This window comes from Halobacteriovorax sp. XZX-3 (assembly GCF_043196495.1).
GTDB lineage: Bacteria > Bdellovibrionota > Bacteriovoracia > Bacteriovoracales > Bacteriovoracaceae > Halobacteriovorax_A.
On the sequence record NZ_JBEBMO010000001.1, the window covers coordinates 1,547,553 to 1,568,875 of the forward strand.

General features: G+C 35.2%; 20 protein-coding genes and 1 tRNA gene. 6 read left to right on the top strand and 15 right to left on the bottom strand.

Translation table 11 applies throughout. From position 1 onward, the window contains the following. Window positions 1-42 precede the first annotated feature (42 nt). The 13 genes from ABMA70_RS07310 to ABMA70_RS07370 all read right to left on the bottom strand — a co-directional run bounded on the left by ABMA70_RS07310 (window position 43) and on the right by ABMA70_RS07370 (window position 13,546). On the bottom strand, window positions 43-432 hold the full coding sequence (locus tag ABMA70_RS07310) for a hypothetical protein (protein ID WP_103218878.1): 390 nt from the start codon (window positions 430-432) through the stop codon (window positions 43-45). 166 nt (window positions 433-598) lie between these two features. Further along, window positions 599-988 carry a hypothetical protein gene (locus tag ABMA70_RS07315; protein WP_103218877.1) on the bottom strand — a complete coding sequence of 130 codons (390 nt, stop codon included), beginning with the start codon at window positions 986-988 and terminating at the stop codon, window positions 599-601. A 127-nt stretch (window positions 989-1,115) separates the two neighbouring features. Beyond that, entirely contained in the window at window positions 1,116-1,955 is an 840-nt protein-coding gene (locus tag ABMA70_RS07320) for a hypothetical protein (protein ID WP_392990727.1), read from the bottom strand. Continuing rightward, a complete protein-coding gene (locus ABMA70_RS07325; RefSeq protein ID WP_392990725.1) occupies window positions 1,897-2,616 on the bottom strand; it encodes a LysM peptidoglycan-binding domain-containing protein in 720 nt (239 codons plus the stop codon). Before ABMA70_RS07325 ends, ABMA70_RS07320 begins: the two co-directional genes overlap by 59 nt. Before the next feature lie 48 nt (window positions 2,617-2,664). Next, entirely contained in the window at window positions 2,665-3,714 is a 1,050-nt protein-coding gene (locus ABMA70_RS07330) for a hypothetical protein (RefSeq protein WP_392990724.1), read from the bottom strand. Between the two features lie 371 nt (window positions 3,715-4,085). Then, a tRNA-Leu gene (locus tag ABMA70_RS07335) sits at window positions 4,086-4,169 on the bottom strand. Window positions 4,170-4,252: 83 nt separating this feature from the next. Then, window positions 4,253-6,304, bottom strand: coding sequence for a hypothetical protein (locus ABMA70_RS07340; RefSeq protein ID WP_392990723.1), 2,052 nt, complete (start codon window positions 6,302-6,304; stop codon window positions 4,253-4,255). After that, complete coding sequence (locus ABMA70_RS07345; RefSeq protein WP_392990721.1) at window positions 6,305-7,135, bottom strand: hypothetical protein; 831 nt, start codon at window positions 7,133-7,135, stop codon at window positions 6,305-6,307. It lies immediately after the preceding gene. A 108-nt stretch (window positions 7,136-7,243) separates the two neighbouring features. Further along, on the bottom strand, window positions 7,244-8,116 hold the full coding sequence (locus tag ABMA70_RS07350) for an ABC transporter permease (protein ID WP_103218871.1): 873 nt from the start codon (window positions 8,114-8,116) through the stop codon (window positions 7,244-7,246). 8 nt (window positions 8,117-8,124) lie between these two features. Beyond that, complete coding sequence (locus tag ABMA70_RS07355) at window positions 8,125-9,066, bottom strand: ABC transporter permease (protein WP_103218870.1); 942 nt, start codon at window positions 9,064-9,066, stop codon at window positions 8,125-8,127. A gap of 115 nt (window positions 9,067-9,181) precedes the next feature. Then, window positions 9,182-10,945 carry an ABC transporter substrate-binding protein gene (locus ABMA70_RS07360; RefSeq protein ID WP_103218869.1) on the bottom strand — a complete coding sequence of 588 codons (1,764 nt, stop codon included), beginning with the start codon at window positions 10,943-10,945 and terminating at the stop codon, window positions 9,182-9,184. A 106-nt stretch (window positions 10,946-11,051) separates the two neighbouring features. Next, on the bottom strand, window positions 11,052-11,762 hold the full coding sequence (locus ABMA70_RS07365) for a hypothetical protein (protein ID WP_103218868.1): 711 nt from the start codon (window positions 11,760-11,762) through the stop codon (window positions 11,052-11,054). Continuing rightward, entirely contained in the window at window positions 11,681-13,546 is a 1,866-nt protein-coding gene (locus tag ABMA70_RS07370; RefSeq protein ID WP_103218867.1) for a tetratricopeptide repeat protein, read from the bottom strand. Before ABMA70_RS07370 ends, ABMA70_RS07365 begins: the two co-directional genes overlap by 82 nt. A gap of 491 nt (window positions 13,547-14,037) precedes the next feature. Between ABMA70_RS07370 and ABMA70_RS07375 the strand changes: the two genes are divergently transcribed. Genes ABMA70_RS07375 through ABMA70_RS07400 form a run of 6 tightly spaced genes read left to right on the top strand, consistent with a single transcriptional unit; the run spans window position 14,038 to window position 19,499 of the window. Further along, window positions 14,038-14,427 (top strand): polyhydroxyalkanoate synthesis regulator DNA-binding domain-containing protein, encoded by a 390-nt coding sequence (locus ABMA70_RS07375; RefSeq protein WP_103218866.1) that lies wholly within the window; start codon window positions 14,038-14,040, stop codon window positions 14,425-14,427. Window positions 14,428-14,472: 45 nt separating this feature from the next. After that, window positions 14,473-15,123 carry an outer membrane beta-barrel protein gene (locus ABMA70_RS07380; protein ID WP_103218865.1) on the top strand — a complete coding sequence of 217 codons (651 nt, stop codon included), beginning with the start codon at window positions 14,473-14,475 and terminating at the stop codon, window positions 15,121-15,123. Further along, window positions 15,123-15,935: an ArsA-related P-loop ATPase gene (locus ABMA70_RS07385; RefSeq protein ID WP_392990717.1), complete on the top strand. Its 813-nt coding sequence runs from the start codon at window positions 15,123-15,125 to the stop codon at window positions 15,933-15,935. The genes ABMA70_RS07380 and ABMA70_RS07385 overlap by 1 nt, the downstream gene beginning before the upstream one ends. Before the next feature lie 17 nt (window positions 15,936-15,952). Continuing rightward, the gene (locus tag ABMA70_RS07390) at window positions 15,953-16,954 is read left to right on the top strand and encodes an ArsA family ATPase (protein WP_392990715.1); all 1,002 of its coding nucleotides are present in this window, start codon (window positions 15,953-15,955) and stop codon (window positions 16,952-16,954) included. Further along, window positions 16,951-18,333: a pyridoxal-phosphate dependent enzyme gene (locus ABMA70_RS07395; RefSeq protein WP_103218862.1), complete on the top strand. Its 1,383-nt coding sequence runs from the start codon at window positions 16,951-16,953 to the stop codon at window positions 18,331-18,333. The genes ABMA70_RS07390 and ABMA70_RS07395 overlap by 4 nt, the downstream gene beginning before the upstream one ends. Further along, window positions 18,333-19,499, top strand: coding sequence for a trans-sulfuration enzyme family protein (locus ABMA70_RS07400; RefSeq protein WP_392990713.1), 1,167 nt, complete (start codon window positions 18,333-18,335; stop codon window positions 19,497-19,499). The genes ABMA70_RS07395 and ABMA70_RS07400 overlap by 1 nt, the downstream gene beginning before the upstream one ends. On the opposite strand, the gene ABMA70_RS07405 is transcribed toward ABMA70_RS07400, so the two are convergent. Then, a complete protein-coding gene (locus tag ABMA70_RS07405; RefSeq protein ID WP_392990711.1) occupies window positions 19,496-20,158 on the bottom strand; it encodes a hypothetical protein in 663 nt (220 codons plus the stop codon). The genes ABMA70_RS07400 and ABMA70_RS07405 overlap by 4 nt on opposite strands. Next, on the bottom strand, window positions 20,139-21,209 hold the full coding sequence (locus ABMA70_RS07410) for a hypothetical protein (RefSeq protein WP_103218859.1): 1,071 nt from the start codon (window positions 21,207-21,209) through the stop codon (window positions 20,139-20,141). The genes ABMA70_RS07405 and ABMA70_RS07410 overlap by 20 nt, the downstream gene beginning before the upstream one ends. Window positions 21,210-21,323: the final 114 nt, after the last annotated feature.

Genomic DNA, 21,323 nt, shown 5'->3' on the forward strand with positions numbered 1-21,323 from the left:
CAAAGACTAAGAGGACTTTCTATAAAAGATCAAAAATTCTAATTACTCTCTATTATCTTTATGGTCTTCATAAAAACGATCGATTACCTCTTGCCTCTCATCAGTACTTAGTTCCAAAAGAATATTCAATGTTTCTAAGACTTCTTTCTCCTCTTGTGAGGAGCTATCTTTGTAATCAAGACGATCTTCAAGTTTACTTATAACATGCTGTAATGCCGTCTCTTCTACTAAAATTTGTCTCTTTAAAAGCAGATTATTAAGGCTCTTTTGCTTTTTAAGAATAACAATATCTAGTGCCGAGCTCTCCTGCTCTTGATGATAGATCTCATTTTTAATTGTATTTAGCCTTTCCTCTAGCTCACTATCAACATTACCTGCAAAAGTACTAGCAGATAGAAGTAGGGCCGATAGAATAACCAATAGTGTTTTCATGATATTTTCCTTAAATTTAATTTTGAATTAATTCAAGTTAACATCAACAAACTGTATTTTGATTACGATTGAAAGCATTACAAGCGGTGTATGAAATATACACATGAAATATTTAGATCTTAAGGCCCATTCCCAAGAGAAGGAGCCCTAAGCTACTGATTTTATATTATAGATCGCGAAAGACTTCGTCCTCTATGAATTCATTTGTTTCAAAGTTCTTAAACCAAAGCCTAGCTGAGACTGTTTTTATAATCTCACCAGTTTTCACGTCCTCGATCCCAATAGCAAGATGTGCAATATCATCTGCTATATCGTAGCACTCTTCTTTTGTCGTATTCTCAATAATGCGCTTTTCAGTCCACTCTTGAAATACTCTACTCATTTTTATTCTAATTGGTAGATTTTCACCAAAATTTCCCTGAACCATACAAGCAGTACTTAACGGAACTGGCATTGGCTCTGTTGATGAATCAGCGTCAGTTTGATCATTGGCAAAAATACTAAGACTCGCTAGAAGTGCAAATAGACAAAGACTTCCTTTTAACATTTTAGGCATAAATTCCCCCTCTCATAGAATTCAAATATTTCGATATGGGCAAACCTATCAATAACGAGGAGCCTCGACAAACCTACTTCATACAAATTGAGAAAGATTAAGAAAAACTTAACCGCAGTTAACTGTCTTAGAAGTCTGTCATTGGTGAAATGGGGAAAATAATTTCAGACATTTTTGAATACCTAGAGCTACCGCCCCAGTAATCAAGATATTTGTAGCGAAAATAATAACGGCCATCACGCGAACTATGCCAACAAAACTCTGATCGATCGGCCCAAATCTCACGTACCATTTTCTTCTTATCAATATCACGATAAATTTCTATAAAGTACTTCTTTGCAGTTGAGTAACTAGGAAGATCCACTTTGTAACAATTTCTTTTTGAAACAAATTTCATCACATAACTACTCATACTTTTTGGATTACTATTTTCTGGCGCAGTAAGAGAAAAACTTCTTTCACCAAATGATATCAATTGCCCATTTTCGATTTGAGAAACCTTAATTTTATAGATTCCGACAGTGTTTTGTTTAAAGACAAATTGTGAGTTCACAGTCTCTTCTTTTAACACCCTTTGGTTCTCTCTATTAAGAATTTCGATTACATATTTCACGGAGGCACTTGCTTTCTTCGTTGTGCTCCAAGTGAAAGTTTCAATAATTAAATCTTTTTGTTGCTTTCGCTCTCCAGTAGTAATTTCAATTTTTTGAACTTCCAATATCTTCGGAATTATTACTGGCTCAACTTCTTCAACTTTTACTTTCTTTGCTACAACTGGCTCAGAGGGTGGAGGTGATATACTTTGAACTGTTGTAACGATAACAGATTGTTTTGATTCTATTTCTTTATTTTGAAATATAAAGATCGTAAGAGCAATGAAAGCTCCAACGATCATTATGATAGAACTTCTATTGCTTAATAATTTTTTCAGAACTGATCTCTCTTCTTTTTGGATTTGAAAAATCATACTTCGCTCTTACTGCACGATATTCTTTCTTAACCGTTGCATAATCTTTGTAATATAAAGTGAAGCCTGGAAAAATTAAATCGTAATCATCAATGATCTCTTTATTATTATCCCAAATATTAATCCAGAATCGACTATTACCTTCGTAAACTCCTTGAGAAATTTTCCCAAGGGTATCATCCTTTTTTATAAGGTATGGCTCACCTTCTGGTCTTACATAATTTAAATTTTCAGGAATTCGAGGAACCTTAATTGTTTGCCCAACATACATATCTACTGATCCATTTAAATCCCTAATCTCTTTCCATTTACGAATATCTTTATAAAGATAAAATGCAACTTTCATGGCGGTATCAAACTCTTGAACTTCATATAGGTCATAACTCAGATCAGACGAAGCAGGAGTTCTTGATCCCTTCATTGAAATTTCTTTTTCAATAAGATTACTTTTAGGAATATCTTCATAGATGGTATCAGAGCGAAAAAGATTAGTTTTTTCACTAACAGTACCTAGATTAAAAACTAGGTCATCCTGAGTAAGGACAAGGGTATCATCCTCAATAGTCGAATCCTCTTCAGAAACAAATTTGTAAACATCAATTGAACAAGATTGAAAAATAAGATTAATAAACAAAATTGAAATAAGATTGATTTTTTTCACATACACCTCAATACATATTGTCGGTATCAGTAAAAAAAAGTTTAAATTTTATAAAATATAACCAAAACCGAGACCAACCCTTAAAGTTGTAATATTAGAGGGCCCACTCATCCAATGATACTTAATCAAACTATGGGCGAAAAAGTTATTCCCGACGTTTTTAAACAGGTAAAAAAGAATCTTACTACCTGTAAAGCTTTGAGTATTTTCAGCATTTACTAAACTAGAGCTCCTCTCAGATGCTATAGACTGGGAATAACTCAATTTTGCAAAGAGCTTTTGACCAAATAAATTTACAGAGCGAGAAGCTCCAAACGTAGCATATAGGACTTGATTAGTATCAAAGCTTACAAGGTCATTCTTTTTCAGGTTTTCAAGATTGAATGTATTAAATTCTTCGTAATCAAGACCAGCATATAATGAAATAGCAGGTGAAATTAAACGATATGAAAAATAAAGATTTCCTCCAATCTCCGGATCTACATTTATCTTATCATTAGTATAATCATCTATTTCGGCCGTTGTTAGATATGAATAATAAATACTACCTGAAATATTAAAAGGTCTATCCTTTGGATAATAAGATGTACTAAGCCCCAAAGATACAGGTGAGTTCTGTAGAAAGCTCACATCAGCGTAAGCAGGATTATCTTGAGCAAACTTACCATATGAGGCCATATAGAACACAGAAGAGCGAAATGTTCTCTCGCCTAATTGCTCTTTAATCCTTTTCATACTGTTTTGATCAATCCTCCCTGCTTTATTTAACTGGCGTTGATAAACAGAGAATTTATTATAATCCAATAACTCAACTGAAATATATAATTGCAGAACACTATCTTTTTTAAGCTTCGAAAAATCCACTTCATTAGCTTTCATCGTGCGCTGAACCATTGGGTGCTTTGCACTTACAACAGCATCATCAAGAATAAACCTTTTATAAATCTCAGAGAGTCTCTCACCACTAAAGTTTATTCGATAAGGAAACTTGATAAAATCGACTTTCTTATTTTTAAGTACTTCTTGAAAATCTATTGGCTCTGCACTGACAAAGTTGATGTAAAAGAATGCTAGTAATATGACTTTAATAATTTTCACTTTAATCCAATCGCTACGACAAAATATATTTAATTATAGCAAATGATTGATTTGAAGCAACCGCCTGCAAAAAATATGATTATCAAAGCAAGTAATACGACCAATCCATCTTACGAAGTTGAGAGCAAGATAAAAATAAATTTTAATTAAAGTTGAAAAAAGGCAAAAAAAAAGACCGCGAAAGCGATCTACCACCGCCTGCGGGAAAAGATGCCCAAAGGCATGTTTTCGTGCAGAGTGGAACCTAGGATCGTAGAAAAGAGTAATACGACCAATCCATCTTACGAAGTTGAGGGCAAGCTAAAAATAAATTTGAATTAAAGTTGAAAAAAGGCAAAAAAAAAGACCGCTAAAGCGATCTACCAAAAAGATGGTGCCCAGAAGAGGACTTGAACCTCCACGCCAAAGGCACTAGATCCTAAGTCTAGCGTGTCTACCAATTTCACCATCTGGGCACAATTAAAAATTTTTCAAAAATTTCATTGGTAAGGCGTGAGAATATTTATAAGGGACTTCACTCAATATGGCAAGAAAAAAATTACGCTGCTGATTTATTTTTATTATTAAGCTTTCTCTCTAAGTCTTTAATTTTATTTGAAAGGATTTTGTTTTCCTGATTTATTTTATGATTATCTTTTTTAAGAGAAGAAATTTCTGTTTCCATCTTAGATTTAAGCTTATTTTGTTTATCCATTAGCTTTTCAAGATGGGCTATTTTCTTATTATTTGCACCACCAGCTGCAGCAGCTTTCTTCGCTTTCTCTAATGTTTGAATCTGAGACTGAGCAAACTTAAGTCTTTGCTTGTACATCTTGATCTCAATATTTGCATCTTTAAGTTTTGTCTCAAGATCTTCACCTGTACCAGAAGTATTAGAAGTGTCGCCTTTAAACTTGGCTAACTCTTTTTCTAAGTCTTCTACTTTTAAGATTTCTTCTTTAAGCTTTTGTTGTGCCAGACTAAGCTCTTGCTTATCTTCTGCGGCCGATAGGCTAGCTGCATCAACTTTCTGGCTCATGACCTCTATCGAGTCACCTTTTATTTCTAACTCTTTTGAAAGCTGTTTAACTTTCTCTTCAAGATCCTGAATTGCTCTTTGCTCACCCATTGCTCCAAGAGGAGATTGACCATCTTCTTCAACTAGCACGTCTTGAACTTCTAGAGCAGGAGTTTGCTTTGCCTTTTCTAACTCGGCTTGCATCTTATCGAATAAGTGGCTCATACGAGCAACTTTCTCTTTCATTGCATAGTATTCAGACTCTCTAATAAATTGCTCTACAGACTTTCCAGTCTTCTCTAATACTTCTTCAGCAATATTACCTTCAACACCGTCTTTTACAGTTTCAAAGTCTTCTTTAGGAACGTTATATGTTTCTTCAACATATCCTTGTACTGAATTTAAGTAATCATTATAAGTTTCAAGCTCTCTTTCATTTAAGATCTTATTTTTAACTTCTTCTTTTAAAGCATCGTTATCAATTGGCCAATTCTCTGCCTTAACAAGATCTTTTAAAGTTTGTCTATCAACCTTATTAAAAAAGTTCTCATTGAACTCTTCTCTACTTTGTTCATTAAAGCTGTTAGTCACAGTCAGTCTAATGGCTTCCTTTAGGCTCTCAGCTTTTTCCTTATTTAATACAGACTTTTTAATAAATTCAATTTCATCATCAACTAAGACCTTAAGCATTTCTTTATCTGGATATGCCTCTAGGTTATCTAGAAAGTCATCTTGAGAGACTTCTCTCTTTGAGAGAAAATCAATTATTCTCTTTAACTCTTTTAATGATGCCTTTTTTATAATTGGATCGTGATAATTGCTATGATCGACAATTCTCTCACTTGAATCTTTTACGAGCTCTTCACTAGAATTAGCTCTTGAAGAGTTTACTTCATAGTCGAAACGAGCAATATACGATTTCTTTTTTTGAAGCGAGAACCTTAGATCCATCTTCCCTTTTTTTCGATTAATTCTCAAACAAAGATAAGAGAAGTCACTAGAAATGAATCGATAAATTTCATTAATCAATTCATCATCAACAAAGATAGATGAAATCTTCATATTTATAAGAAGCTCTTCATCGCTAAAAAGCATCTCTAATTCAACAGGAGCGCATTGTCTCTTGAGAACAATAGCATTTAAAATTCCCTGTAAGCCTACAGAAAGTTTTTCAATATCAAATGAATTCTCATGGGCCTTGAGGTTTGCGAGGTCACAATAATAACCGACACTAAAACGAGAGAGAATTTTATATTGCTTAACTTTCGTAAACTGTGGGAATGTGCGATTCTTAGGGGTTTGTAGAACGCCGAAGTAGTTTTCAATTTCATTTAGAATAAATGAATTCTCAGTATAGACGGCGTCAGGAGTAAGACTTACCACACCAGATTTTATCTCTTCACTGATATAGACAACTCTTCCCATTGGGTTCGAATTCTTATAGCTAATATCATTAACTATTATATTTCTCTTATCTGAAAGCTCTTCAATACTTTCAACTTGAGTAAAATTTAAGTCTTCACACATTAGCTCACTCAGCTTCTCAAAAAGCTCTTGATCGATAAATGTATAAACCTCAATTCTATTACTCACCTACGCGCTCCTCCCAATATCTTCTTGAGAGAAGATTTCATTGAAGTAGCGATAGTCTTTTACATTATCTAAGATTGATTTAAAAATGACTTCAATATCATTGGAGTCAAATTCTAGCTCTAAGGAGAACACCTGATCGTGAACTTTATGCCATAGCTCACTAATATCATCATCTAAGTTATAATCGAGTTCAAAAAAGTCTCGACTTAGGCTCTTAAGATACTCAACATTACCGTATGACTCCTCTAAGCTTGCTAACTTATCCACAACATTTGTTCCATTACGGCAAACATAAGAGAAATAAGTCATTAGAATGGTATTGAAAACTTCTTTTAAAAAGTTGAAATCAAGATACCCCGAAATCAGGGCCAAATATACAACAGATGAAGAAATGACTTGTGCCTTTTTAAATGTAATAGCACTAGTTTTAATAAACTCTTCTTCAAGGTTAATATTGTCATGATTAAACTCGTAGAAAGTTTCATGACAAATAAAAACGAAGTCTAGTGTCGAAGACTTTTTCTCACCTTTTAAAATACGATAAAAGTCCACCAGAATAAGATTTCGATAACGAAGCTTCACTTCCTCTAATTGGGCCTTTTGTAGATCCATAAAGTGATCGACGACTTTTGAAACGCGCTCTTCATCAATGATTATTTTTTGAAAGAATTGATCATTTTGTTGCGAAAGTTTTTCAACTAACTCGAGATTAGCAAACTCTCCAGCACGGCCTATAAGAAGGCGCCTGCCACTTGGTCGTGACCAATACAACTCTCCTTTAAGTAGAGGATTGTTTTGAATCTGCTGGAAACTTAAGTTTATCTCTCTCATAATCCCGTAAGCTAATAAAATTAGGGCCTAATAATAGGCCCTCTTAACAATATTTATCGGAATGTTGAGTAAATAAATTAAGCTATTTTTTAATAGTCGAGCGTTTTCCTACGCTTTCCCTTTAAGCTTAGGATCTAGAGAGTCACGAAGAGCATCTCCAAGTAGATTTAATGCTAGAACTAGAACAAACATAGCTAGTGTAGCTGCAGAAAGTTGCCACCAAACACCACGTGCAAGTTCAAGTTTTGAGTCATCAATCATTGTTCCCCAAGAAGGCTGACCTTGTACTCCAAGACCTAAATAAGAAAGGATTACCTCAGATTTAATTGCCTGTTGGAATCTTAGTGAGAATTGAATGATAACAATGTGGAAGATATTTGGAAGAATATGCTTAAACATTCTTCTCATATTTCCTGCACCCAGAGCAGCTGCTGCCTGAACATACTCTCTTTCCTTGTGGCGTAGAACTTCACCACGAACAAGACGACATAGACCAACCCAAGAAGTTACCCCAAGAGCTAAGAATAGTGATGATGTCCCTTTTCCAAGTACCATCGTTACTGCAAAAAGAAGCATGATATAAGGAATTGAAGCTAGTGAAGTATAAAACCAAACAATGATTTCATCAACTTTACCACCAAAGTATCCGGCCATAAGCCCCAGAGTCACACCAATTACAGTTGAGATCATAGCTGTTGAGAAACCAATCCCAATCGCCATTTCTGCACCTTTAAGAGTTTTATATACTACAGAGCGACCAAAGATATCTGTTCCAAATAGTGCATCTGCACTTGGAGGCATATACGATGCTCCAATCTCTTTTGACCATTCACCTGCAATAACACCAAAGAATGTAAGTGCTGCAAGTATTACATATAATCCAATAACAACCATACTAAAGACTGCAGCTTTATCATTTTTAAGCTCCGTCCAAGCATGTCCCCATAGTGATTTTGATTCGCTTGATAAATTTGCTGACATGACAACTCCTACTTTAGCCTTACTCTTGGATCAACGATTGTATATAGAATATCTGTAATTACCGTAAAGATAATGTAGGCCATTGCCGAAAGAATCGTCATCGCCTTAATAACTGGGAAGTCATTATCAAATACAGCTTTTACAGTTAATCCACCTAGCCCTGGAATTGAGAAGAAACTCTCAAGTAATAGAGCACCTAAAATAAGGAAAGGGATTTGGATAACTACATATGTAATAATTGGAATTAAAGAGTTCTTTAATACGTGCTTTAGAAGAACAACTTTTTCACTTAGACCTTTTGCACGTGCAGTACGTACATAGTCTTGATAAATATCATCTAGAATAACTGTTCTAAAGTAACGAAGATCCGGACCAAGGTTTAAAACAACCATGATGATAACCGGAAGTATTACGTAAGGAATAAAGTATGGGAAACCATGCTCATAACCAGAAATTTCAAACCACCCTAACTCATAAGCAAAAAACTTCTGGAAGAAGAGGATATAAGCAAGAGATGGAATACTCATTAAACATACACAGATAATAACAAGTGTACGGTCAATTAGCTTTCCTCTAAAAAATGCTACGATGATCGCAAGTAAAATAGAGAAAACTGTCGAAATTAAAAACGCTGGAAAAGTTAGCGTTAGTGATGGTACTGCACCTTCTTTAATCATATCGATAATACTTTGCTTTGTTGCCCAAGAGCGACCAAAGTCAAAAGTAAAAGCTGACTTTACAATACCGATATATTGCTCAAGTAACGGACGATCAAGACCAAGCTCATGTCTAACTTCTGCAATTTGCTTTGCTGAAGCGTGCTTCCCAAGCAGTAACTGAGCAGGATCATATCCCGATAAGTTAAAGATAGCGAAAATAATTAAACAAACACCCAAAATAATTGGGATCGTATAAAGTAGTCTTCTTAAAATATATGACCAAGTATTCACAAAAACAGCTCCTTAGCTCGAACTTAACTAGCGTATCGCTTATTTAAAAAAGCAACCATTAAGATTGCTTCATTAAATAAGCGCTGAAGTAAACTCCAGCGCTAACATTTATCAATTATAATTTTGATTGCATGTCTTTTTTAATTTTTAAATCAACATCTAAGTACTGATCTTGACCAGCTTCAAAGTCTGTTGAAATGTAATTCTTTAACCAGCTGTGCTTAATTAAGTATGACTGACGGTGAACACCATATAGCCATGGAACTTCTTCAGCTGCCATTTTGTTAAGAGTTTCATAGATAGCAGTTCTCTCTGGAGAATCTTGCATAACTGAAGCCTTAGCAAATAGTTTGTTGAATTCAGCATTATCATAACCAGATCCGTTAGCACCTGGAGATTTATTTGGTCCATAAAGTAATTGTAGGAAGTTTTCTGCATCTGGGTAATCTGCACCCCATGCGATTCCGTAAAGCATTACCTGACGAGCAGTAATTTTCTTTTGTAGCTCTGGCCAAGAGTTTTGAACAACTTTGATATTTACACCAATTTCTGCCATTTGCTTTTTGAAAAGCTCACCAATCTGTCTTGAAGTTGAAGTACTTGGACAGTCATAAGTAATTTCAGGAAGACCTTTACCTTCAGGGTAACCTGCTTTTGCTAGAAGTGCTTTTGCTTTTTCTAGGTCACGGTTACGGTAAGGGTTTACATAATCTGGCATGTAACCAGCAATCCCCGGAGGAACAACTGATTGTGCTGGAAGAGCTGTATCATTATAGAAAAGCTTATTAAACTCTTTTACATCGTAAGCAAGTGCAAGCGCTCTTCTTAGATCAACGTTATTGAATAGTTTAAGGTCGTGATTAAAAGCAGTATAAGTAACATCTAGTGATGGTGATACTGATAGATCAATACCTTTCTTAGCAAATTCTTCTCCAAGACCTTTACCTGGAGTAACAGCTGATTCAAAGTTATCTTTTGGGATACCAATATAATCAACACGTCCTTTAAGGAAGTTTAGCCATCTTGGTTGATCTTCTTTAATGATGTTTACTTCAATCTTTTCTACGAAAGGAACTGGCTTACCAGCATATGCAAGCATGTGTTTGAATTCATCACTTGCTTCAGATGGGAAAAGCTTCTTTCTGAAGTTAGGGTTTCTATCGTAAGTAAACTTCTTTGAAGATTGGCTAAACTCTTTCAGCATGAAAGGACCTGTACCAACTGGGTGGTTTAGGAATTCTTTCCCATAGTGATCAACAACTTCTTTTGCAACTACAAATGTAAATGGCATTGCAAGAGAGTATAGGAATTGTGGGAATTGCTTCTTAAGTTTGAACTGAAGAGTGTACTTGTCTAGAGTCTTTAGACCCTCAACAACTTCTGTATAATCAACAGAATCTTTCTTAGAGTTCTTCTCACGCCACTCATCAAGACCAACAATCTTATCTTGAAGTAGCCACCAACCTAGACCTTGTAGTTTTGGGTCTGCAAGTCTCTTGATTGAATATACAAAGTCTTCTGCAACAAGCTCACGCCCTTTACCATCTTTGAAGGCAGCGTTGTCTTGAAATAAAACACCTTGTCTAATTTTAAAAGTATAAGTTAGACCATCTTCTGAAACTTCAGGAAGAGCTTCTGCAAGATTTGGTACAAGTGTGTATGGTCTCTTTAAGTAGTGGTACTCTAATAGACCTTCGTAAACACGACCAACTTCATTTGAAGAATACTTGTCGTTTGCATAAATTGGATCCATTCCCTTCACTTCTGAAGTAACGGCCAGGTGTAGAACTTTTTCACTAAGATCCACTTTTTTTGTACATGAAACTGTTAAAGCTAATAGCCCCATGATTAAAAATGAAACAAGATTCCTTGATTTCATAAACCATCCTTTGTTCAAAAAATTATTGCATAGAATAATACTAGAGTAATTTATACAAGAGATAAGATAAATTTACTAGAATTTATTAGGAAGCGTTGTTGCGCTGCTAGATAGATCCGCAGCTATCAACGATAAGGTCCAAGGCGAGGACTCTTTGCTTTTTATTTGTTTTTTTAGAGTTGTGAATTCCCTCTAAACGAATAAATTTATATTCGTTTTCTTGTAACTGAGAGAATGATGCGTTGAATTCATAATTGCCAATCATTGGCGTCTTATATTCAACAGTCCCATCACTGTAATGTTTAATATCACCTTCAAGACACCCTTTGTCACAATAATTGCTATCGATATTCTTTATCTCACTAAAGAAAAGTCGGTTTCTTAAGAGAAAGTCATTTAATATTTTAAGTGATGAATAACGCTTTGCCTTTACTAACTCTGTAGAAATTTTCTTATAGAGAGTTCCTGAAATATCAGCTGCTAACTCTTCACTTGCATCGAGTGGAAGAATTAAGGTTTCTTGCCCTTTGAATGGAACATCAATGGCAAGGCTAAATGTTTCTTTATTTAAAATGGCATTATAAGTGAAGCGCTCTTGATTCTTGCCAAACTTCAAACGGCCACGGCCTTTAAATTCTTGGCAAATACCACTCGTTAAAAGCTTATGGGCCTCAACTTTATTCGTTGAAGCTCCAGCCTTATCTGATAAATCTTTTGGATTTGTTGTACAAGATATTAACGTGAAGCCGGCAAACGCACAGAGTCCAGCTTTTCGATATAATTTAGAATTTCTTCGCGTTCGTTTACTTTCGTACAATTTTTAAGTGCCTCGACATAATATTGACGAGCCTTTTCTGGCTTCTTTAAAGAAGTATATATGAGCCCTAAGTGCTTTGCAATGACCACATCGTCACTTACTAAAGCAAAGGCTTTTTTAATTTCGCGGTAAGCTTTCTGATATTCTCCAGTTTTGTAATAGTACCAACCTAAAGAATCACGGATATATCCATCTTGAGGGTTAAGCTGAACAGCTCTCTTAATATAAGCATAGGCTTTATCCATATGAACACCTTGCTCTAGGTATGTATAACCTAAGAAGTTCAGAGCATGTGAGTTATTTGGATCACGCTTTAAGATATCTAACATAATCTTTTCGGCTTTTGTGAATGCCTTATCTTTTTCATATAAAGATGCAAGATAATAAGCATGTCCATCTGTATAGCTATCGTGCTCAATATGAGATTCCATTAAAGCGATAGCTCGGCTTAGATCTTTTCGATTTTCATAGTAACCTGCAAGAATTACTTCTAATTCAAAACGTAACTCTTTTGATGCTTTTGAACGCTCTTTTACAAATTCTACAAGACGCTTTTCTTGCGCAGGATCTTTTTGTGCATATGTATTCAAAATATTTGCGATCTGAATATTTGACTCATGAAAGAGTGAGCTATCTTCTTTAATTCTTGAAAAATATGTTACCGCAAGATCACCTTCGTTAGACTGCTGATAAAGACTTGCTAGGTAATAAAGAACTTTATCTGAATCTGGGATAACAGTTAGAATCTCTTTAAAGATTCCTTTTGCATCCTCAATCTTATTAGTCTCTGTATAAATAACTCCCAATCTAACCTTTAAATTTAAATTCTCAGGATCTAGAGCTAGTAACTTCTCTAAGTAAGGAACAACTTCTTTATACTCACCATCTGTAAAAAGTAGATTTACGTATTTTCCAAGTGCAGTGTAATTATTTGGATCGTATTTCAAAAACTTCTGATAAAGAACCTTTGCAGACTTAAAATCACCTTGTTGTTCGTAAATCATTCCAAGCAGAATAGTACTTTGCTGATTAGTTGGATCAAGCTTTAAAGAATTATTAAAATACTTCTTGGCCTTCTTATAATCAGATTTTTCAAAGTGGATTTTGCCAGTATGAAAGGCATAAATACTGCGATTTTCGCGATCTTTTTGTGAGCAATAACTTAGCGTTCCAACAGCTTTCTTGAATTTCTTTTCATCCACATAAGCTTTTGAAAGATAAATACAAGCTTCACTTAAAATTGGTCTCGTTTTATAGACTAGTTCACGATATAACTTGATTGACTGCTTTGATTTTCCCAATGCACCATATACGCCTGCAAGTAAGAGTCTTGCCTTAATTTTAATATCTTTGTCCGCATGTTTAATAAGGTACTTTAGCTCCCTTTTTCCATCTTCTAACTGACTCGACTTAATAAGTTCAACCGCATATTTTTTTCTTAGATAAATATCTTTAGGTTTTAAATCAACAACGTGTTTTAAGATAAGTGATGCCGAAACAGAATCACCACTCAAAGAAGCGTCTGCAGCTTTTAAGAAAAGGTCACTAGCGACATAATTTACCGTAGCGTCGCCCTTCGTTTTTGCTTCTTCTACAATCTCGCTAAGAGACTGATCAACAAACTCTTGCGCTCGCTTCGCCTTTTCAAAATCAGAAATGGTATTTGAAAGCTGTGAATCTTCATTGATATTAGACTCATCTTCAACATTATTGGTCGTTGCACAACCAATGAGTGTTACTAGCGCTATCGTATAGAGTGAATTTTGAATGAAATTTTTAAACATCTAATATCCTTGGCCTTACTGCCTCAGTCTCTCATCGACCTAAATAGATATTTCTTAAAGAAAATTAATCCTTAATTTCGTAGGGGCAACATTAGGTAGAACTTAAGTATCAATGACTTGCATTAGTTCGACCTAATGCACGATAAATAGCTGAAATCATGGCAAATAAATGGATTCTCTTTGAATTTAGATAAAATTAAGAAGCCTATCCCTTGACAGTTACTGTCATTGACTGTTACTTCTCTGATGCAAATTTCAAAACGCTTAGCAATAGACACAGCGGGAATCAATAAAATATATGAACACCAACCTGTCTTTTGTTCAAAGTTGAACTTATAAGTAATTAATTTTACTGGACATAGCTTAACGGTGAAATTTATACAAAAAGCTTAACTATTACAAAGCGTCGTGTTAATTATTAACTCGTTTTAGCTCAAGAGAATTCTAAAATTAAACTTGAGATATATTCGTAAACCAATAGGGGTAGTAGAATGAATGATGTAAGAATTATTAAAAGGTACCAAAACAGAAAACTTTATGACACACACCAAAGTTGCTATGTAACACTTGAAGAGATCGCTCAAATCATCAGAGAAGGTCACGAGATTCAAGTAATCGATAACAAAACTAAAAATGACATCACTTACATGACTCAAATCCAACTTCTTTTTGATCAAGAGAAAAAGTCAACTAAGCCAGGTGACGTTGAACTTCTTAAGAGAGTTATCCGTGGTGAAGAAGGTACTTTCACTGGATATATTAGAGGCTTAGAAGGTATTGAAGCTCCAGTTGTTGAAGAAGCACCAGCTCAAACTTTCAACTCTTTCAACAGCGCAGCAAACCTAAACTCTTCTGTTGAAACTACGACTACTTTAAACTAATATAAGGCAGTTATTACTGCATATATATTTAGTTTAGAGGGTGAAATGATTTTTCAAATTTCAAAATCTATATTAAGGCCTGCAGTTATTCTAGCAGGCCTTTTTATTTTTGGTGTTCAAACACAAGCACAAACAGTTAAGCAATTGACTTCTTCTAAGTCAGCAAAGAAGAATTCAGATGCGGCAGCAGCGGCAGCTCTTCTTAGTGGCCAAGAGCTTCACATTCACTCAGTTGGGATCGGAATTGGTCAAACACTTCTAATGAGTGATCTTAAAGATAACGGTGAAGATAAAATTACGGCTGAATTATTTTATAATTACAAGGCTTCTTACTCGTTTGATTTTTACGCCAACCTACATTATTCAAAACATGAATATGAGAATACTTATTCGAAGACTGCAGGACTTCTTTTTGGAGCGAAAGGAAAGCTATTTCATTATGATGCATTCCAACCATTCCTTGCAGCAGGTCTTGGTTTCTTTAGGCCACAAATAAAGACTGATTCGTATAAGTCAGATGCAAAGACAGTATTTGGTTATCAACTAGGTGCAGGTGCAGACTTTGATTTAAATAGAAAAATCACAGTTGGTGCTATGGCCACATTCAACGATCCGTTTGATGTAGATCAAGAGAATCGCTCAGATGTTGAGGGATACTACTTTAAAGTTCTACTTACGGTATTCTACAAATTCTAATGAAGTTTAAAGACTTATATATCGTCACGGGAAAAGGAGGCGTTGGAAAAAGCCTCACTTCCTTGGCGCTTACTAAGTCGATTTCTGAACTAAATCATAATAAGAATGTATATTATTTCTCATTTGAACAAAATGAGGACAAAGAGCTAATCAAATCACTTAATATCAAAACTGTTGAGCTAACTCACTTAAGCTCAGTTCAAGAATATATTGCTCGTAAACTAAATTCAAAAACAATTGCCAAGTGGATTGTTTCAACTTCATTCTTTAAGGCCTTATTTGATATGGTCCCAAGTTTTGGTCAACTGATCTTCCTTGGACACATTATTGACCTTGCAAAAGAAGAAGAAAATATTGTGATTGTTGATGCTCCAGCATCTGGTCACCTACTTTCAACAATACACTCTCCAAAGGTCTTTAAAGATATTTTTAAAATAGGACCGATTGCAAATGATATCGATAAGATGCATAACTTCTTAACGAATAAAGAACACACTCAATGCATTGTTGTTAGTATTCCGACAGAGCTTGCTGTTGAAGAAGGTATTGAATTAAGAACTGAACTTACTAATGAGTATAGTATTTCAACAATCGAAATCCTCAATTGTGATTTAACTCTGAACAAATTCCCAGAAGATGACACGCCTGACTTTATAAAGGTAAAGATTGAGAATCAAAGACACTTACAAGATAAGTTTCAGGTAAAATATGATCTCCACTTTCCTCAGATCATTGCACAGACGCAAGAGCAACAGGTTGAGGAATTAAGTGATATGATCATTGAAAAGATGGATATCTTTAAAACAAAATAAAAAGTAGGCTGTGACGAGTGAAGGACTTTAAGAAAATTGAGATTTTTTGTGGAACAGGAGGAGTTGGAAAAACAACGATTTCTGCATCCCGCGCTTTTTCTTTAGCGGCAATGAATAAGAAAGTTCTACTTATTACTATTGATCCAGCTAAACGCTTAAGACAACTCCTCAATCTCAAAGATCAGTCTGAGATAGTTGAGTTCAAAAACGAAGAAATCTCTTTCGACGTTCTTCTTCTTGACTGCAAATCTTCATTTGAAAAGATCTTAGGTGCAAAGGTTGATAATAAGATTTTAGAAAACTTAACGAGTTCACGCGGTGGACTTAATGAGATTCTTGCAGTCCTTGAAATTCAGTCTCAAATTAATCGCAATATCTATGATGCGATCGTAGTGGATACAGCACCAGGAAAGAACTTTTTAGACTTCCTTAATTCCTCAAAGAAGATCAATCGCTTCTTTAATAAGACATTTGCGGAAGCATTTAATTATATTACAAATCAAAATAAACCAGGGCGTTTTTTCAACCGCATTATCTCAACGGGGATTGAAAAGTTCCTTAGTTATCTTGAAAGTGTAACGGGACAAGGATTTATCAACGACTTCCTTGAGGCGATCTCAATTCTCTACGGTAATCGAGAGAAGTTTATCGATGGATTAAGTGTAGAAAAAACATTAAATGATCCTGCTCACTCGAGGTGGTATTTAGTAACTTCAGCAGAGCACATGAAAGAGGTCGAAACGAAGCAAATCTTTGACTCAATTCAAGCTCAAATGAACACCGAACGTTACCTCATTATCAATAAATCATGGTATAACAATCTCGCATCGTGGCAGCCTAAAACGACACAGATGCAAGAATTTAAAGAAACAATAATTAAACAAGAAGAAATAAAAACTTCCATTTCGAAGAAGTCCAATATCGAAACTCTTACGTTTCCAGATCTTGTGACTTTTGACCCGATAGAGCAACTAAGGGCCCTACAGGACAACTGGAAGAAAACGGAGAAAGAAGTATGATGAAAGGTGCTAAGGCAAACGTTGTTGAAGCAATTGGTAATACACCAATCGTAAAATTAAATAGTATTGGAAAAGATACAAATTGTGAATTCTACGTGAAGTTAGAATATATGAACCCAGGTGGGTCAACAAAAGATCGCATCGGTGCTTATATGCTTGATCGTGCAGTTGAAGAAGGTGTTCTAAAGCCAGGTGGAACAATTATTGAAGGAACATCTGGAAATACAGGTGTTGGACTTGCGATGTGGGCAGCAGTTCACGGTTACAAATGTATCTTCGTTCTAGCTGACAAACAATCAAAAGAGAAAATTGATAACCTAAGAGCTTTCGGTGCAAAAGTTGTTGTATGTCCAACAAATGTTGAGCCTGAAGATCCTCGTTCTTACTACTCTGTTTCTAAAAAACTTTCAGAAACAATTCCAAACTCATTTTATGTAAATCAATACGATAACCTACATAACAGAAATACTCACTATACTTGGACTGCTCCAGAAATGTATGAGCAAACTCAAGGTGATTTTGATGTATTCATGGCAGCTGTAGGTACAGGTGGAACAATTTCTGGTTGTGGACGCTACTTCAAAGAGAAAATGGATAAAGTAGAAATCATTGGTGTTGACTGTGTTGGTTCAATTATCGCGGGTTACCACAAGACTGGTGAAATGGGTCAAGCACACTCATATGTTCTTGAGGGTGTTGGTGAAGACTTTATTCCTGAAAACTATGACTTTGACTTAATTGATGACTTTGAAGTTATTAACGATAAAGAATCATTTCTTATGACAAGAAGACTTCTTAAAGAAGAAGGAATTTATGCTGGTGGTTCAGCTGGTGCCGTAATTGAAGGTGCTTTAAAGTATGCAGCAAAACAAACTGAACCAAAGAAAATTCTTATCCTACTACACGATTCAGGAAACCGTTATGCTTCAAAAATCTATAATGATGATTGGATGAGTGATGGTGGTTACCTTGATTCTTCTTTTAACGTTCAAATTTCAGAAGTACTTAACACTCTTGGAAAAAATGGAAATATCATCACTGTTGAAGACACAACAACAATTGGTGAAGCAATTACACTTATGGAAGAAAAGAATATTTCTCAGCTTCCTGTAGTTAATAAAGGTGGAGATATTCTAGGTCTTTGTACAGAGAAGAACCTAATTAAGCCTGTTATCATGGGCGAGTTCCAAAAAGACGACAATATCTCTCTTGCAATCTCTAATAACTACCGCGTAGTTGATTGTAACGAACTTCTTGAAACTGTAGCAGATGCACTTTTAAAGAAAGAAGTTGCTATCATTACTAAGAATGGAAAAGTTTCAGATGTACTTTCTGAAATCGACGTTCTTCAGTATATGTCTGAGAAAGGCTCAAAGTAATGAAAAAGGCCAAGCTTAAACAAGCGGCCAAAGCCTCGGTGTGTATTCACGCCGGGGCATATCCTGATAAAGAAACAGGTGCGGTTATTCCACCTATTTATCAAACTACGACCTATGCTCAATCTAGTCCTGGTGAGCACCAAGGTTACGAATACTCAAGATGTCACAATCCAACACGAACAAGACTTGAAGAAGCTCTAGCTGCACTTGAAAATTCAAAGTATGCATTGGCCACGTCAAGTGGGGTCTCAATAGAGATGCTTATTATGCATACGCTACCAGCAGGCTCGACAATTTTATGTGGAGATGATGTATATGGTGGCACTTACCGTCTCTTTACAACAGTCTTTAACTCAATTCACAATTTTATCTTTGTCGACACAACTGATGTGAATAAAGTTGAAGCTGCACTAAAAGAACACAAACCAAAGCTCTTGTGGGTAGAAACACCAACAAATCCACTCTTAAAAATATCCGATATTAAAAAAGTATCTGGGTTAGCTAAAAAGCATAAGGCCATAACAGTTGTCGATAATACTTTTATGAGTCCTTATTTTCAAAACCCTCTTGATTTAGGTGCTGATATTGTTATGCATTCAGTAACTAAATATATAAATGGCCACTCTGACGTTGTCGGAGGTGCTTGTATGCTTAACAATAAGAAACTCTATGAGAAATTGTGGACACTACAGAAATCACTAGGGCCAACACAATCCCCTTTTGACTCATGGCTAGTTCTTCGCGGTATAAAAACTCTTGCTATAAGAATGGAAGCTCATGCAAAGAATGCGATGAAAATTGCTAAGTATCTTGAGGGCCATCCTAAAGTCGAAAAGGTCATGTACCCAGGACTTAAGTCTCACCCACAACACTCAATTGCAAAGAAACAAATGTCAGGCTTTGGCGGAATGATTACATTCTTTTTAAAAGGTGATATCAAGCAGTCGAAGAGATTTTTACAAAAAGTTGAAATGTTTTCACTAGCAGAAAGCCTTGGTGGAGTTGAAAGCCTTATTGAACATCCAGCTATTATGACTCATGCTTCTGTTCCAAAAAATGTTCGTGAAAGTATTGGTCTGACAGATAACCTGATTAGATTATCTGTCGGTATAGAAGATGCTAACGATCTTATTGCAGATTTAGAAACAGCATTTAAATCAGTTTAAAAAGTTCCTGGACCAGCGCTTTCATCAATTTGAAAGTCACCAGATGATTCAATTGTAGGTTGCTCTTGGCCATTATCTTCTTTAACTTCAGTTTTTTCTACTACAGGTTTAAACTCTGCTCTTTTTCTTTTTAAATCTTCTGGAATTCTAGCAATTGGCTTTCTAATCATTATGTAGTCATAGTTTCCATTGCGACTAAATACTGTATTAGCATTTAAGTATTCTTCTACTAGAAGTTTTGCACAGAAAACACGTCCATGATCATCATTAAGACTATTTTTTGCACCAGAAGCAAAGATGAGACCGTCATCTTCAATTATTTTTTTAATTGTCTTATATTCGTCACAGAATTCGTTTGAAGTTGCATGACACTCACCTTCTTTACGAAAGACATCTACTGAATTTGAAGTCGACTTAACGTGAATTGGATCGCGACAAATATCAATAAGCCAATTACGATTCATATACTTATATTGATTATGGGCGATCTCAATTTCGCACTCTTTCTTACTAATAGTTATAGTCTTATTCAAAAGACCAAATGGTGCTGATTTGTGTTTTACAGAAACATCAAATGAAGACTGAAAGCACTCAGTTCCAGTAAAGGCAATTGCCTGAGCTGTGATAAAGAAAACGATACTAGATTTTAGAAATTGCATTTTTATCTACCTCTACCATTAGGATGGTTTGATCATTTGGTAAAAAATCATCTTCATTATATCCCTTTTTACTTTGAAATGTTAATTCACTAATTAACTCAACTGGAGATGACCAGTTTTTCTTAATAAAAGAAATATACTCTTCGCCATTAACAATATGGTCGTTATTCTTGAAATATCCAGGCGATAGTAAAAGAACTCCCTTCCCCTTTTCTAATTGAACACTCTGCTTCTTAACTTCATATGAGTTTGGAAAGCTATATTCATTTGATGAAATTAGAATATCATTTTGAGAAAGAATCTCATGGGCACCAATATTAATACTCTCGAGAGTAAGATCAGCTAGTGTTAATTTAGCGACTAGAATAGATGCCTCTCCGAACTCCGAGAAATCCTCAGTACGCTCTTCAAGTTGGCCAAGAATCTTATCCATTGTAAGGCTGCCTTCAGCTTTCCATCCTTCAATCATCGTTAAGAAACTCCCAATGAGCATATATGATGTAGCGTGCAGGGAGATAATCCAAACATCACCACCTACTTTAAAAAAATCGAAGAATTCACCACCATTAGATGTTCCCGCACAAAAACGTGACGTAATCCCAACTCCTCGAATCTTTTCACTTCTAAAAGGGGCCATATTCTTATGCATTTCTCTAATGCTTTCAACTTGTCCAACAAGTCCTTCCATGACGCTATTCATTTTATAAAGCAGCTTTTTTTGAAGCTCCATTGCTTTTAGGCCTTCAATTGCATTCTTCATATTTAGTAAGTTCTCTTCAACTGATTTATCAGCAAAGAAAACACCTAGACACATTTCATTTTCAAGAATTGATTTATCAATCTGATCTCCATCATGAAAAACAATGATAAAGTACTCATCATTAGCAATATCATTTTGTGATTTTGTAAAGGCCACTTGACTTGCAGCTGATTCGTTATTTTCTTCTGAAACATCTTGATTAAAATCTGAAAGCTCTAGCAATTTTAGTAGATTATTGAGCTTATCTACGGCAATTTTGTCGATATTAGACTCGACGATACGAATACGCATAACTCTTCCTAAGTATTTAAAATTAAATAGTGATGACACGATTTTTTGGCATCTTGAAAATCCATTTTAGCATATTAAGCGACCAATATCATATAAATGAGCCGATTAAATTAA

Excerpts from the sequence above, each read along its gene's own strand:
- ABMA70_RS07405 (WP_392990711.1), bottom strand. The coding sequence starts at position 20,158 with ATGCAATTTCTAAAATCTAGTATCGTTTTCTTTATCACAGCTCAGGCA.
- ABMA70_RS07320 (WP_392990727.1), bottom strand. The coding sequence starts at position 1,955 with ATGATTTTTCAAATCCAAAAAGAAGAGAGATCAGTTCTGAAAAAATTA.
- ABMA70_RS07310 (WP_103218878.1), bottom strand. The coding sequence starts at position 432 with ATGAAAACACTATTGGTTATTCTATCGGCCCTACTTCTATCTGCTAGT.
- ABMA70_RS07345 (WP_392990721.1), bottom strand. The coding sequence starts at position 7,135 with ATGAGAGAGATAAACTTAAGTTTCCAGCAGATTCAAAACAATCCTCTA.
- ABMA70_RS07375 (WP_103218866.1), top strand. The coding sequence starts at position 14,038 with ATGAATGATGTAAGAATTATTAAAAGGTACCAAAACAGAAAACTTTAT.
- ABMA70_RS07360 (WP_103218869.1), bottom strand. The coding sequence starts at position 10,945 with ATGAAATCAAGGAATCTTGTTTCATTTTTAATCATGGGGCTATTAGCT.
- ABMA70_RS07385 (WP_392990717.1), top strand. The coding sequence starts at position 15,123 with ATGAAGTTTAAAGACTTATATATCGTCACGGGAAAAGGAGGCGTTGGA.
- ABMA70_RS07380 (WP_103218865.1), top strand. The coding sequence starts at position 14,473 with ATGATTTTTCAAATTTCAAAATCTATATTAAGGCCTGCAGTTATTCTA.
- ABMA70_RS07315 (WP_103218877.1), bottom strand. The coding sequence starts at position 988 with ATGCCTAAAATGTTAAAAGGAAGTCTTTGTCTATTTGCACTTCTAGCG.
- ABMA70_RS07350 (WP_103218871.1), bottom strand. The coding sequence starts at position 8,116 with ATGTCAGCAAATTTATCAAGCGAATCAAAATCACTATGGGGACATGCT.
- ABMA70_RS07370 (WP_103218867.1), bottom strand. The coding sequence starts at position 13,546 with ATGTTTAAAAATTTCATTCAAAATTCACTCTATACGATAGCGCTAGTA.
- ABMA70_RS07410 (WP_103218859.1), bottom strand. The coding sequence starts at position 21,209 with ATGCGTATTCGTATCGTCGAGTCTAATATCGACAAAATTGCCGTAGAT.
- ABMA70_RS07400 (WP_392990713.1), top strand. The coding sequence starts at position 18,333 with ATGAAAAAGGCCAAGCTTAAACAAGCGGCCAAAGCCTCGGTGTGTATT.
- ABMA70_RS07395 (WP_103218862.1), top strand. The coding sequence starts at position 16,951 with ATGATGAAAGGTGCTAAGGCAAACGTTGTTGAAGCAATTGGTAATACA.